Genomic DNA, 14,958 nt, shown 5'->3' on the forward strand with positions numbered 1-14,958 from the left:
GGAAATGTAAAGGAAGATGTTCCATCCACTTTTGATTTGTATGTATGCATCGGTCAATCCAACATGGCGGGGCGTGCAACATTGACTCCGGAGGTCATGGATACGCTGCGAAATGTATATCTATTGAATGATAAGGGGAATTTTGAACCGGCAGTAAATCCTCTCAATCGTTATTCGACAGTCCGTAAAGACCTGTCGATGCAACGCTTGGGACCGGCTTATGGTTTTGCCAAAGAAATGACGCGGAAAACGAAACGCCCTCTCGGACTGGTAGTAAATGCGCGTGGTGGCTCTTCTATCAACTCTTGGCTAAAAGGCAGTAAAGATGGATATTATGAAGAAGCCCTCTCCCGGATTCGGATTGCGATGAAACAGGGAGGTGTTTTGAAAGCGATCCTTTGGCATCAGGGAGAAGCCGATTGTTCCAATCCGGAAGCATATAAACAAAAACTGATTTCTTTGGTGAAAGACCTGCGGGAAGATTTAAACATGCCGGATCTACCGGTTGTTGTCGGACAGATTTCTCAATGGAACTGGACGAAGAGAGAAGCGGGGACTATTCCCTTTAATCAGATGATTAAAAAAGTATCTTCATTTATTCCCTATTCCGATTGGGTGTCGTCGAAAGGATTGGGATGGTATAAAGATGAGAAGGACCCTCATTTTAATACAGAAGCACAATTATTGTTAGGAAAACGTTATGCGGAAAAGGTATGGAAGTTCTGTAAGCATAAATAAGATCAACCGGGAATCTCTGTTGGCGGTACTATATGAATAAACGTGAGATCGCTGATTGATGTAGAAAAACTAGTGACGGTATATGTTCAGGATACTAACGGTATCGCTGTCATATACCGTCACTATTTGCATTGGATAGCGTCATTCTTTTTTTATGTAGAATGGCTTATTTATGGCAACTTTTTTAATTCCCTCAATGAACTTTTTATGCCCCATCTTAGGTTGTGAATAACTAAATACTGCCTTGTTGATAGAAAAGGGGACTATTAGGTTAATTGTTTAATTATAAATTAATTAACCTGTTAATAACTTTGTTGATATCCTTGTTGATAACTGAAATGAGGTTGTGAATAAAGTCAGTAAAGAAGAGTTGTCATAAAAAAGAAGAACCGCATTTCTGCGATTCTTCTTTTTCTTTAGTTGCGGAGATCCGACTCGAACGAATGACCTTTGGGTTATGAGCCCAACGAGCTACCAACTGCTCCACTCCGCGATGTTTAACGGGTGCAAAGGTACGGCTTTTTTTGAAACAAACAAATAATTCGCTGAATATTTTTCGAATAAATCATCACTTTTTTCTTATTAGGTTGAGAATGAACGAAATAATGATGAAACTTTTTCTTAGCACCTATTAATATACAAATGTTAATATTCTCTCTGTTTTCTTGTATGGTCTAAAGAAAAGAATTACTTTTGCTCAAAATATTCAGCAATGTGCAATTTGTAACCTATGACCGTATCCAAGACAAAAGCCAAGTTAGTAGATGTAGCCCGTCAGCTTTTTGCGAAGATGGGGGTAGAAAATACGACTATGAACGATATCGCTCTTGCTTCTAAAAAAGGGAGACGAACGCTCTATACTTATTTTAAAAGTAAGGATGAAATCTATTTGGCTGTTGTGGAATCGGAATTGGATATATTGTCGGATATGATGAAGCGGGTAGCCGAGAAAAACATTTCTCCGGACGAAAAACTGCTGGAGCTGATATATACCCGATTAGATGCAGTGAAAGAGGTGGTCTATCGGAACGGGACGTTGCGTGCTAACTTTTTCCGTGATATATGGCGGGTGGAGAAGGTGCGTAAGAAATTCGACGCAAAGGAAATACAGTTCTTTAAGGCAGTTCTTCTGGAAGGACAGGCAAAAGGAGTTTTCCATATTGACGATGTGGAGATGACTGCCGATTTGATACATTATTGTGTGAAAGGTATTGAAGTTCCTTATATTCGTGGACATATAGGTGCACATCTGGATGAAGATACAAGAAATAGATATGTGTCCAACATTGTGTTTGGCGCACTGCATAGAACAGAAATTTAATTAAATAACTTTTAGTATGGGATTATTAGACGGAAAAACAGCCATTGTAACCGGTGCAGCTCGCGGTATTGGTAAGGCTATCGCTCTTAAGTTTGCTGCCGAAGGCGCAAACATCGCATTTACTGACCTTGTCATTGACGAAAATGCAGACAATACAGCTAAAGAATTGGAAGCAATGGGCGTGAAAGCCAAAGGTTATGCTTCTAACGCTGCTAACTTTGAAGATACTGCAAAGGTCGTAGAAGAAATCCACAAGGACTTCGGACGTATCGATATATTGGTAAACAATGCCGGTATCACTCGTGACGGCTTGATGATGCGTATGAGCGAACAGCAATGGGATATGGTAATCAACGTGAACCTGAAGTCTGCATTTAACTTCATCCACGCTTGTACACCTATCATGATGCGTCAAAAAGCTGGTAGTATTATCAATATGGCCTCTGTTGTAGGTGTTCACGGAAATGCAGGACAGGCTAACTATGCTGCTTCTAAAGCAGGTATGATTGCATTGGCTAAGTCTATCGCACAAGAGTTGGGCTCTCGCGGTATCCGTGCCAACGCTATCGCTCCGGGATTTATCCTGACAGACATGACAGCTGCTCTTTCTGACGAAGTAAGAGCTGAATGGGCAAAGAAAATACCTTTGCGTCGTGGTGGTACTCCTGAAGATGTGGCAAACATCGCTACCTTCCTGGCTTCTGATATGTCTTCTTATGTATCAGGTCAAGTGATTCAGGTAGATGGTGGTATGAATATGTAATCGAACAGAATGACTGTTGTATACGAAGACAACCATATCATTGTAGTCAACAAGACCGCTTCCGAGATTGTCCAGGCAGACAAGACGGGGGATACGCCGCTTTCGGAGACTGTGAAGCAGTACCTGAAAGAGAAGTATCAGAAACCCGGAAATGTTTTCCTCGGTGTGACACACCGGCTGGACCGCCCCGTAAGCGGTCTTGTTATTTTTGCCAAAACGAGTAAGGCGCTGACAAGGCTCAACGAAATGTTTCGCACCAGTGAGGTGAAAAAGACTTATTGGGCAGTCGTGAAAAATGCGCCGAAAGAACCGGAGGGGGAATTGGTACATTTCCTTGTGCGCAATGAAAAGCAGAATAAAAGTTATGCATACGACAAGGAGGTGCCGAACAGCAAGAAAGCGATCTTGCATTACCGGTTGATTGGTCATTCGGAGAATTACTTCTTACTCGAAGTTGATTTAAAAACCGGGCGGCATCATCAGATCCGTTGTCAGCTGGCAAAAATGGGATGCCCTATCAAGGGAGATTTGAAGTATGGTTCTCCACGCTCCAATCCGGACGGGAGTATTTGCCTGCATGCCCGGAGAGTGAGATTCATACATCCTGTCTCCAAAGAACTGATAGAACTTGAAGCTCCTCTTCCCGAAGGAAACTTATGGAAAGGATTCGCCATAGATTAACACGGATTTCCACAGATTCATCTATTATGTTATTTATAGACGGTACGCAGTTTTTCTGTGGAAAACCGTGTAAATTTGTGGTTGGAACTTGCCAAAAGAGTAAACCTGCCTGCCATTTTTCTTGTAAGCTCTAGCGACAGTTAGTTAATTCCTAAATAGGTAGTATATTTGCATCATTCGCTAACTATAATTTTCAATCATACCAAAGAAAAATACGAATGAAAGCATTTAAACTACTTGCACTTACTTCCTGTGTCTTGCTTGCAGCGGGAAATGGAGTAGCGCAACAGAACTATTCAAAAAGTGAAGGATTATTGCAGTACGTCGATCCGTATATCGGATCCGGTTATCATGGACACGTCTTTGTTGGGACGAGTGTTCCGTATGGAATGGTACAGCTGGGTCCTACCAATATCCATAAAGGTTGGGACTGGTGCTCGGGTTATCATTATTCCGATAGTATTTTAATCGGCTTTTCACATACCCATTTGAGCGGTACGGGTTGTACTGACTTATGTGATATTCTCATCATGCCATTGAATGAGATCCGTACCCCCAGAGGCAATCAGGATGATATACGTGATGGGTATGCTTCCAGATATTCTCATGCGAATGAAATCGCCCGTCCCGAATATTACTCTTTGCTTCTCGACCGTTATAATATCAAAGCCGAGCTGACAGCTACAGATCGTGTAGGCTTCCATCGTTATACTTATCCCGAAGGAAAACCGGCTTCCATATTAATCGACTTACGTGAAGGAAACGGATCGAATGCTTACGACAGCTATATCCGTAAGGTAGATGATTATACAGTAGAGGGTTATCGTTATGTGAGAGGCTGGAGTCCTTCCCGCAAAGTTTATTTTGTGTTGAAAAGTGATAAGAAGATAGAGCAGTTTACTGCCTATGACGATAATGCTCCGCAACCTTGGGACCAACTGAAAGTGGCATCGGTGAAGAGTGTCCTTACTTTTGGCAACGTGAAAGAAGTGAAGATAAAAGTCGCTCTTTCTTCTGTCAGCTGTGACAACGCAGCGATGAACCTGCAATCCGAACTTACTCACTGGGATTTTGATAAGGTGGTGGATATGAGTGCCGACCGATGGAACAAGCAACTGGAGAAGATGACAGTAGAGACTGATGATGAGGCTTCCAAGCGTGTATTCTATACCGCCCATTATCATACTATGATTGCCCCTACGCTTTTTTGCGATGTGAATGGAGAGTATAGAGGGATGAATGACATGATTTACACAGACCCGAAGAAAGCTAACTATACGACTCTTTCTTTATGGGATACCTACCGTGCATTAAATCCTTTGATGACTATTACTCAACCTGAAATGGTTGACCATGTAGTCAATTCGATGATTTCCATCTATCGTCAGCAGGACAAACTCCCTATCTGGCCTTTGATGAGTGGAGAGACCGATCAGATGCCGGGGTATAGCTCCGTGCCGGTGATTGCCGATGCATATCTGAAGGGATTTACCGGGTTCGATGCGGAAGAAGCATTGCAAGCAATGATAGCTACAGCTACTTATGAAAAGCAGAAAGGAGTACCTTATGTAGTCAAAAAGAGGTATATCCCTGCCGATAAAGTTCATGAAGCTACTTCCATAGCCATGGAGTATGCAGTGGACGACTGGGGAATTGCCGCTATGGCACGTAAGATGGGAAAGGCAGAAGATGCTGAAACTTTCTCAAAGCGTGCTCATTATTACAAGAACTATTTTGATTCTTCAATCCATTTCATTCGTCCGAAATTGGAAGACGGCTCTTGGCGTACTCCTTATGATCCGGCACGTTCCATCCACACAGTTGGAGATTTTTGTGAAGGAAACGGATGGCAATATACTTTCTTTGTACCACAAGACCCGTACGGGCTGATTGCCTTGTTTGGCGGTGACAACCCCTTTATTACTAAACTTGATAATTTCTTCACCAACAACGACAGTATGGGGGAAGGAGCATCGAGCGACATAACCGGATTGATCGGACAATATGCACATGGAAATGAACCGAGCCATCATGTTGCTTATCTTTATGCGTATGCCGGTGAACAATGGAAAACGGCGGAAAAGGTTCGTTTTATCATGAGCGATTTTTACACAGACCAGCCGGACGGCATCATCGGTAATGAGGATTGTGGCCAAATGTCTGCCTGGTATCTTCTTTCATCTATGGGACTCTATCAGGTGAACCCGTCGGATGGTGTATTTGTTTTCGGTAGCCCTTGTTTTAAGAAAGTAGAAATGAAGGTACGTGGTGGTAACACTTTTACTGTAGAAGCACTCAATAACAGCAAAGAAAATATCTATATCCAGAAAGTGTATTTGAATGGCAAGCCTTATGATAAGAGTTATATCACTTATCAGGATATAATAAATGGCAGCACATTGAAGTTTGTAATGGGGAAAAAGCCTAATAAGAATTTTGGTAAGGCTCCGGCAAACAGACCGGTTGTTTTGAATAAGATAAATGGATAAAGATGGCTTACTTATAAAAGACAGCTAATTGTTGAAAGGAGGAAGAAGCCTCCGACAATGAAAGAATAAAGCTGGTTCTCAATATTCAATTCAGTTTTCAATAGGTATTATAAGGCTTTCCGATTGTAGCATTTAATTCTGCTTCGGAAAGCTTTATTTTATACTAGAAACGGCTGAAAAGCAAATCCTTAACAAGAACTTACTGTTTTCAGCCGTTTTGGGGAATATAGTTTTAAGAAATAAGTTAGTCTTGATTATATCTTTCCTTTAAAAAAGAATGTAATCAAGACTATTTTTATAACTATGGAAGCGGATCAGCCTTTGCCGGTCGTTTCGGATCATAAACGGCTACTCCTACTTTGGAGTCAGCACAACCATAATACAAATACCATTTGTTTTTGAAGTAGACCATTCCTTCTATAAATACGGTTCCATCCACATATTGCCCGCTCTTTTCAAAGCTATCCATCGGACGGAAGAACGGTTCATCGAGACGGGTGATAAAGCGGGTAGGATTATTGGCGTCGAAGAGTGCTTGTCCGGCAGCATAGACATTGGCGGTATAGCGTTTGTCACCTCTTCCTGAATGGTTCTTACCATTATAAAGAAGGACGATTCCTTTCGGAGTGTAGATAGCCGGAGGTCCACATTCGGTGAGATGGCTGTCAAAGTAGCCGTCACGGGGAGAAAACAACTTCTTTAGGGAACCGTCAATGTTGACAATCGGTGTCCAGTGGATTAAGTCATCGGAAGTAGCTGCGAATACATGCTCTTCTCCCCAGTACATAAAGTATTTCCCGTTGATTTTCTTGATAATCTGCTTCCCTTTAACAACCTCGGTCAGGATAGAGCCGGACTTACAACCCAGGTTGAAGAACTTTCCATCAAATGCTTTGGCAAAAGCAGGACCGTGTTTTGTCCAGTCTTTTAGGTTGCGAGAGGTCGCTACTGCCAGGCGAGGCACATGGCGATTCCATTGGGTGTACATCATTACATATAATCCGTCATCGGTTACGGCAATTCGTGGGTCTTCGCAGCCGCCGGGCCATTCCAACTCTTTTTGTGAATCATTATCCGGATAGAATACAGGAGTCTTTTCCCGTTGGAAATGTGTGCCGTCGGTAGAAGTGGCATAACCGAGGCGGGAAGTCCGGTGTCCGATACCGACACCTGATTTATCCTCTGCACGGTATAACACGACAATCTCACCATTGTAGAGTGTAGCAGCCGGATTGAATGTATCGTTCGATTCCCACGCAATAGAATCTTTGGTCAATGGACAGTAAAACTTGGTGTTTTCTATAGGAGATATTACCGGATTGACATTCTTTGGACGTTCGAAACCACCGAAAGCCCAATCGGGTAATTTGTTCTCTTTATGATTGGAGGACTGTCCGTAGGCAGTACAAGTCATCATGGTTGTAGCAAGTAGGAATAAAAAAGTTGATTTCATGTTGTTCATATTATATGGGTCATTTATTTTTTAGGAGTCATATACTCCCTACATATAAATTGGAAAATAAATTAAATGCTGTCATCTGTCACCTGACTGGGCATAAATGATTGATTATAAATATACTGCAGTGTGACAGCATGATGTGACGGCAAGGTGACGACAACTTTGCTGTCACCTTGTTGTTGAAAGCAAGGATTTTATTGTTTCTCTGCTATGTGGATACTTATTTCTCTATCCGGATTGGTATTCAAGGATTATCAGCCTATTACAGAAGAGAGAGTTTCAGTACTTGAAACTAAAAGTTCTATTGCTTGAAACTTTTGTTTCGTCAGCGGGAAACTTTGGTTTCACTTACTTGAAACTATGGTTTCAAAGGCGTGAAACTAAAGTTCTTCAACCTTGAAACTACTTTGGAAGCGTAAGCTTCAAGGTTAGAAACAGTTATCTCATAAGCGGGAATACAATAAAAAACATAATAGAAGACTATTGGATACTATTCAGCAAGTCTACCTTTCCTTCATTCACGAGTTTTAGGATTAGTTCTCCGAACAGCGTATTTTGCCATGCAAACCAGGAACGAGTAAAGTTTTTCGGGTCGTTCTTGTGGAAAGATTCATGCATGAACCCTGTTCCGGCATCCGTATCCATCAGCATTTTGATGCAGGTCTTGATTTCTGCGTCGTTTTGACTGGTGAATGCTTTCATCATAATACTCATGGGCCAAATCATGTCATATCCGATGTGCGGACCGCCAATTCCTTCGCCGGCAGTACCTTTGAAGAAGTAAGGATTATCTTCGCTCCATACAAACTTACGGGTATTCTGATAAATAGGATCGTTCACTTTCACATCCCCAAGATAAGGCAGGGCAATGAGACTCGGCACATTGGCATCATCCATTAACAGTTGATTGCCGAAACCGTCCACTTCGAAAGCATAGATTTTGCCATATTTCGGATGATTGTAAACCGCATACTGTTTCAGGGCTGCTTCCACTTCGTTCGACAGTGTAGTACATTCTTTAGCTAAATCAGGTTTCTTGTTGACTGTATTCAGAATTTCGGCAGCTTTGCGCAATGAAGTTACAGCAAAGAAGTTGGACGGAACGAGGAACTGGAAAGTTGTAGCATCATCCGAAGGACGGAAAGCAGAAGCAATCAGTCCGACCGGCTTTACAGGATTACCCCAGCCGTCGTTGGTCATCGTATCGAGTGCACGTTCCGTTTTGCGTTGGAAACGATAAGGACCTTTCGGATCTTCTTTTCGTTGCTGTTCCTTAAACGTTTTCAAAACCTTGGCGATGGCTGTAAGCCATTCGTCGGAGAATATACTGGCATCTCCCGTCGTCTTCCAGTAATGATAAGCAAGACGGATAGGATAGCAGAGCGAGTCGATTTCCCATTTGCGTTCGTGCAGTTCGGGCTTCATGTCCGTAAGGTCGCTCATCCATTCGCCGCCTTCGGAATTCATGTTGAAAGCATTGGCATACGGGTCGATATTGATACACTTGAACTGACGTTTGATAACGCCGGCCAGCATTTTTTTCAGTTTCGCGTCTTTGTTGGCAAGTTGCACGTAAGGCCATACTTGTGCACCCGAATCGCGCAACCACATGGCGTGAATGTCACCCGTATAAACAAACGTATCATCTTTACCGTCAAAATGAACAGTAGTATCCAGTGTGTTCGGGAAACAGTTTTCGAACATCCATGCCAAGCGGACATTCGTCAGCAGTTGCTTGATATGCGCAATCTGTTGTTCCACAGCTTGCGAGACAAACAGACGTTTCGATGCTTCCGGACGGTTCGTCTGATAGTTGTTGATTTTGGTATTATCTTGTTGGATGACAAAATCACTGTTCGTTATAGCCTGCATATTGCTAGCACCAAAGAGTGCTATGGACAAACAAAAGGCTTTAGTTATATTCATGGTAATAGTCTTTTTTTGTTGATTAGTATTGATTATGAAAGTGTTGCGGAGAAGAAGTGTTAAATCTCTGCAAAGAATTCAATAAGACAGGCATTGTCGAGCAGCCATTTATACTGCTCCTTGTTATGTCCCGACCAATCCCTGCCTAATAATCCGTTTTCATCCCGGTAGTTTTCCCAGGCGTGAAGCGCATTTTCCACCATCGCATTGACATACGCCGGATTCTTGTCAATCTTATACAGAGCTTTCAGTCCTCTGAACAAGATCACGTTAAACCAGGCCATGTCTTTATGCACTTTGACAGTCGGGTCTTTCTTATCGGTTTTTGTGCGGAAAAAGGCATCTGTTCCTGCGGCTGTTTGCCGTGCATCGCGCAAATACTGTTCATCTCCTGTTTCCTCATAGAGTAATACACCCGCCTGAATCATCTGTCCACTGTTGTAGGCGTACTTCTCTTTGGAAACTTTCCCTTTCAGGTTGATGTTATCCCAGTAAAGATGGTCGGTAGGGTCGCATAGATGCTTTTTCGTCCAGGCATACGTCTCTTTTGCTTTTTCGAGGTATTTGGCATCCTTCGTCAGCCGGTACAACTTGACGCCGAGCACAGTAGACGGTGCATTGGAACAAGTATGTTTCGCTTCCTTCTGCTGTTCACACCAAAAGATGCCACCATCTATCTCGTCGCTCCATCCACTGTAGATATATTGATACAATGCAACGGCTTTTTCCAAAGATGTGGGTTTGTGAGTCAGTTGGTAATAATCGCAGTAATCCAGTGCAATCCAGATGTTATCGTCATAATAACGTCCGTGCTGCCCGTACTTGGTGGGGTATGACTGATAACAGGCCGGCAGGCGGCTGTTATCCCAATACTGTTCCATCCCCGGTAGAATTTTTTTCTCGAGAATCTTTTTGTACTTCTTGTTTTCGGTCGCTTTGTATAAAGCCACACAACCCGACATCATTCCGGAATACGGCCATAGAAAAGAAGCCTTCAGCGTTCCGTTCTGCTGCGTTCCGCCCGCCAGATAAGTAATTTTTTGGTCGGGATTGACAGGATACGTTTCTGCTAGTAGTCCGTCATTCGTCTGATAGAGATTCAATACATTAGATAGAATCGAGTCGGCAATAGAAAGATAACGGGTATTTCCCGGTGTCTTTCCCACTGCGGAGGTAAGGCAAAATAACATACAGGCTACAAAACATATATTTCTCATAGGAATATCGGGTTGTGTGGTGAAACTTTCAGGTTATAACTAGATACAAAGATTATTTCTGCTGACGCTGTTCGAACTCCAGTTCCACCTTTACGGGGAAATGGTCTGAAGGAGTGCGCGCCTGATAAGTCTTGATGTCGATTTCTTCCGGGCAATCGTTCGCCTGCTTCTTTTCTCCCTTGCCTACGATGCTGCGGTAAGTATCCGTCAGCACACCATATTTTTTCACATGGAAAGACGGAGAAACGAATACATGGTCGATACGGCTTTCCGTAAAGCTGTTCGGGTCGAAGTCGTTGAACGTGCCGTTGATAGCATAGCGGAAGCCGGCCTTCTCGTAAGAGTCGCACAACACCCCTTTGCTCACAAAAGCATCATAAGACTGGTGGGTCTGGTCGACATTGAAGTCTCCCGTCAGGATGGCCGGAAGCTCTTTGCCTTTGCCAAGTTCTTTCATCTTGTCCTGTACGAGGAACGCACTTTCCACGCGTGCTTTCTTGCCGATATGGTCCATGTGCAGGTTGAAGAAAAGGAATTCGAAGCCGGTATCTTTGCATTTGAAGTGTCCCCAACTGCAAATACGCGGCAACACGGCATCCCATCCTTTGCTCGGCACGTCGGGAGTTTCCGATAACCAGAAATCACCTTTCTCTATCACGTCAAACTTGTCTGTGCGATAGAAAATAGCAGAATGTTCACCTTTCTCTTTGCCGTCGTCGCGGCCTACACCGATATAATCATAACCGGGTAATGCTTCTTTCATATCTTTCAGTTGATGAATAAAGCACTCCTGCGTGCCGAAAATATCGAAATCGTGGTATTGCACTATTTGGGCAATGACCGGATAACGTTGTCCCCAACCGTTTCCGTTGATTGAATCGCCACCGTTGGCGTTTCTCAAATTGTAGGAGGCAACGGTGATAGAAGTAGGCTGATAGTTACTTTGACAACCGCAAAAGACGATCGCAACAAGGGCAATTAGTAAAAGGTTTTTCAGTTTCATGTTTTTATAGTTTGTTTGGTAGATAATTCATTGATCTCCAAAAGTACAATATTTTATTCAAACGAAAGAGAGTAAGGTACATCTTTTTCTGTGGTTCCCCGTTGTTTATTGGGTACGGGGCTCATTTGAAATTGAATATTAGCACCTTTAATCAGCTGGTCATGTGTAAGGAAATTACGGGTTTGTGATTTCCCGTTTACTTTCATTTCCTTGATGTAGCGGTTGTCAAGCTGGTTGTTATCTGCCTTGATCGTGATGGTCTTTCCGTTCTCCAGATGTAACTTCGCTGATTTGAAAAGCGGGGTTCCTATGATATATTCATCCGTTCCCGGGCAAACCGGATAGAAACCGAGTGCGGAGAATACATACCAGGCGGAAGTCTGTCCGTTGTCTTCGTCACCGCAATAACCGTCGGGACCGGCGGTATATAGCTTGTTCATAATCTCACGTATCCAGTATTGGGCTTTCCAGGGCTCGCTCGAATAGTTGTAGAGATATACCATGTGCTGAATAGGCTGGTTGCCGTGCGCATATTGCCCCATGTTCATTACTTGCATTTCACGCATTTCGTGAATCATGCCGCGGCTTTCCATTCCCAGTTTACCCGGGATGACAAAGACGGAATCCATCATCGCGTTGAATTCTTTCTTGCCTCCCATCAGGTTGATAAGTCCTTGCGGGTCGTGGAATACGCAGAAGCTCCAGTGCCAGCTATTCCCTTCGCAAAATTCACCGCTCCAGTCCACTGCATCGAAATTCGGATTGAATACGCCTTTGTTGTCTTTGCCAACCATCAGTTTGCGTTCCGGGTGATAGACATTTTTGTAGTTCAGCGCGTGTTTCTTATAAATGTCGATTTCGCTCTCCGGTTTACCGAGTTTCTTGCCTAATGTATAAATTGCCCAGTCGTTGTAAGCATACTCCAATGTACGTGCAACGTTTTGTCCTATGCCGATATTGTTGGCAACATATCCCAGTTGGTTGTAAGATTCGTAACCGAGACGACCTGAAGCAGTCCCGCGAAGATGTGCATTTGCTCCATGTTTCAATGCTTCCCAAAGAGTTTCGATATCATATCCGCGCAATCCTTTGATGTAAGCGTCGGCCACTACGGAAGCCGAGTTGTTGCCTACCATACAATCCCGATGTCCCGGGCTGGCCCATTCCGGCAGGAAACCGCTCTCTTTGTAAGCGTTTACCAAACCTTCCTGCATCTTCAGGTTCATCGACGGATACATCAGGTTGAGGAAAGGAAACAGACAACGGAACGTGTCCCAAAAACCGGTGTCGGTAAACATATAGCCGGGACGCACTTCACCGTTATAGGGGCTGTAATGCATGATTTCTCCTTTAGCGTCTATCTCGTAAAAGCTACGTGGGAAAAGCATGGAGCGGTACAGGCAGGAATAGAAGGTGCGCAGGTTATCAATGTTATCGTCTTCCACCTCTATCTTACTCATTTCACGGTTCCACACGTCTCTTCCGTTCGTTACCAATTGGTCGAAACTGTTTCTGCCCAGCTCTTTGAGATTTAATTCCGCTTGTTCAGGACTGATAAAGGAGGAAGCAACCCGTGCGTGTACGATTTCTCCCTTTTTCGTGGCGAATCCGATTACCGCACCTGTGTGGTTTCCTTTCGCTTCGATCTCATTCGGAAGAATGTTGTTTTCGGAAACTGTGGAAACGAATGTGAACGGTTTGTCGAATTGAACTACAAAGTAGTTTTTGAAGTTTTCCGGCACACCGCCGCTATTCTTGGTTGAATAGCCGATAATCTTGTTTTCTTTCGGAATCACTTTCACATAAGAACCTTTGTCAAAAGCGTCTACAATCACGTAGGCATTCTTTGTCTCCGGATACGTGAAACGGAACATGACGGCGCGCTCCGTAGGAGCAAGCTCGGTTGTTACGTCATGGTCGGCAAGGTACACCTTATAATAATAAGGTTTGGCAACTTCCGCTTTGTGAGAGAACCAACTGGCACGTCGGTCTTGATCGAATACCAGTCCGCCGGTGATAGGCATGATGGCAAACTGCCCGTAGTCGTTCATCCAGGGACTGGGCTGATGTGTTTGTTTGAATCCCCGGATTTTGTCGGCATCATACGTGTACGCCCAACCGTCTCCCATTTTACCGGTCTGCGGTGTCCAGAAATTCATTCCCCACGGCAATGCCGTAGCCGGATACGTGTTTCCGGTAGACAGTTCAAACTTGGATTGAGTGCCTACCAGTGTGCTGACATAGTCTACCGGATTCTTAACGGCAGAAGATTGCAGGCTGTACAACACGGCACCTCCAAGAAATAGCAAGTGTTTAAATGAAAAATGTGTTTTCATGAACAAATGAATTTATAGATTTGAAAATAATTTCTACGACGAAAATAGGGAGAAAAGGAATGTGCTTCTAGTAATAGAGAGGTTAAATCGCCTCTTGTCGCTAAAATTAACTACTCTGGCACGGAAATTTACTTATATTCCGGTCAAAAAAAAGCTCGGAATGTTTTTTTGTTTACCTTTGTCATATAGCAAATCTAAGAATAATACACTATGGGAAAACAGTCGGTTTATATTCTATTATTTTTTCTTAATCTGTTGATACATAACGCTTATGCTTATAATTTGAAGCAAGTTGCAGATAAAGAGTATATGTCTAATAGCTCGATTACATCTCTGTGCCAGGATGAGCGTGGATTGATGTGGATCGGGACCTGCGACGGACTGAATATTTATGATGGACAGGAGATTGAGGAATTTAAGACTCGTGACAAAGAGGATTACTTATCTGGTAATCTGATTGACAATATTGTGTATACGGGCGAAGATATTTACTGGATTCAAACCTACTATGGGTTGAACCGTTTGAACCGGAAAACCAATACAATCACTCACTATAATGAATTTCAGAAACTCTTCTTTATGAATAAGGATAGTCATGGCAATCTGTTCATTATCCAGGATAGTAACTGCATCTATTATTATCATAAAAAAGAAGGAGTCTTCAAGAAAATCAATATCACGGGAATCCCGATTTCCGATATCGTAAACTTCTTTATCGACGGTAACAACCGGATGTGGGTAGTCATGAAAGGATACAACCGCTGTTATGACATACAGCAGGAAGCCGCATCGGGAGATATCACCCTGTTACCCCAGAAAACAAACCTGATTTATCAGACTTCCTTGATTTATTGTTTCAATGACGAGCAATCTCTTTATTACATAGACAAGGAATTTAATTTCTATGCTTTCCATATTCCGACCCAGAAGAATGAATTTATTGCCAATCTGGGTAAGGAAATACAGGAACGTGGCAAAATTTCATCCATTGTTCATTATCATAACAGCTATTTTGTGGGCTTTTT

11 protein-coding genes and 1 tRNA gene are annotated in these 14,958 nt (G+C 43.1%); 6 read left to right on the forward strand and 6 right to left on the reverse strand.

The window, feature by feature from the left end:
• A partial coding sequence (locus KTR06_RS23690; protein ID WP_217290864.1) for a sialate O-acetylesterase occupies positions 1–738 on the forward strand: 738 nt, incomplete at its 5' end.
• A 420-nt stretch (positions 739–1,158) separates the two neighbouring features.
• Here the strand turns inward: KTR06_RS23690 and KTR06_RS23695 are convergent.
• Positions 1,159–1,231: transfer RNA gene (locus tag KTR06_RS23695), tRNA-Met, on the reverse strand.
• Positions 1,232–1,468: 237 nt separating this feature from the next.
• Here KTR06_RS23695 and KTR06_RS23700 point away from each other — a divergent pair.
• The 4 genes from KTR06_RS23700 (at position 1,469) to KTR06_RS23715 (ending at position 5,992) form a co-directional block, all read left to right on the forward strand.
• A complete protein-coding gene (locus tag KTR06_RS23700) occupies positions 1,469–2,059 on the forward strand; it encodes a TetR/AcrR family transcriptional regulator (RefSeq protein WP_120067072.1) in 591 nt (196 codons plus the stop codon).
• 16 nt (positions 2,060–2,075) lie between these two features.
• Positions 2,076–2,822 carry a 3-oxoacyl-[acyl-carrier-protein] reductase gene (gene fabG / locus KTR06_RS23705; protein ID WP_120067071.1) on the forward strand — a complete coding sequence of 249 codons (747 nt, stop codon included), beginning with the start codon at positions 2,076–2,078 and terminating at the stop codon, positions 2,820–2,822.
• 9 nt (positions 2,823–2,831) lie between these two features.
• On the forward strand, positions 2,832–3,503 hold the full coding sequence (locus tag KTR06_RS23710) for an RluA family pseudouridine synthase (protein WP_120067070.1): 672 nt from the start codon (positions 2,832–2,834) through the stop codon (positions 3,501–3,503).
• A gap of 218 nt (positions 3,504–3,721) precedes the next feature.
• Positions 3,722–5,992, forward strand: a complete 2,271-nt coding sequence (locus KTR06_RS23715; protein WP_117684356.1) for a GH92 family glycosyl hydrolase — start codon at positions 3,722–3,724, stop codon at positions 5,990–5,992.
• Between the two features lie 301 nt (positions 5,993–6,293).
• On the opposite strand, the gene KTR06_RS23720 is transcribed toward KTR06_RS23715, so the two are convergent.
• From KTR06_RS23720 to KTR06_RS23740, 5 genes are all read right to left on the reverse strand, one after another.
• Positions 6,294–7,454 carry a glycoside hydrolase family 130 protein gene (locus KTR06_RS23720; RefSeq protein WP_049701786.1) on the reverse strand — a complete coding sequence of 387 codons (1,161 nt, stop codon included), beginning with the start codon at positions 7,452–7,454 and terminating at the stop codon, positions 6,294–6,296.
• A 477-nt stretch (positions 7,455–7,931) separates the two neighbouring features.
• The gene (locus KTR06_RS23725; protein WP_217290865.1) at positions 7,932–9,377 is read right to left on the reverse strand and encodes a glycoside hydrolase family 125 protein; all 1,446 of its coding nucleotides are present in this window, start codon (positions 9,375–9,377) and stop codon (positions 7,932–7,934) included.
• A gap of 59 nt (positions 9,378–9,436) precedes the next feature.
• Complete coding sequence (locus KTR06_RS23730; protein ID WP_049701788.1) at positions 9,437–10,594, reverse strand: glycoside hydrolase family 76 protein; 1,158 nt, start codon at positions 10,592–10,594, stop codon at positions 9,437–9,439.
• A gap of 52 nt (positions 10,595–10,646) precedes the next feature.
• The gene (locus KTR06_RS23735) at positions 10,647–11,597 is read right to left on the reverse strand and encodes an endonuclease/exonuclease/phosphatase family protein (RefSeq protein ID WP_217290866.1); all 951 of its coding nucleotides are present in this window, start codon (positions 11,595–11,597) and stop codon (positions 10,647–10,649) included.
• Between the two features lie 53 nt (positions 11,598–11,650).
• Complete coding sequence (locus tag KTR06_RS23740; RefSeq protein ID WP_015533074.1) at positions 11,651–13,933, reverse strand: GH92 family glycosyl hydrolase; 2,283 nt, start codon at positions 13,931–13,933, stop codon at positions 11,651–11,653.
• A 210-nt stretch (positions 13,934–14,143) separates the two neighbouring features.
• Between KTR06_RS23740 and KTR06_RS23745 the strand changes: the two genes are divergently transcribed.
• On the forward strand, positions 14,144–14,958 hold an 815-nt coding region (locus KTR06_RS23745), incomplete at its 3' end, for a two-component regulator propeller domain-containing protein (protein ID WP_305863215.1).

The sequence above is a fragment of the Bacteroides sp. MSK.20.12 genome (genome assembly GCF_019052435.1).
In the GTDB taxonomy this organism is placed as follows: Bacteria; Bacteroidota; Bacteroidia; order Bacteroidales; family Bacteroidaceae; genus Bacteroides; species Bacteroides xylanisolvens.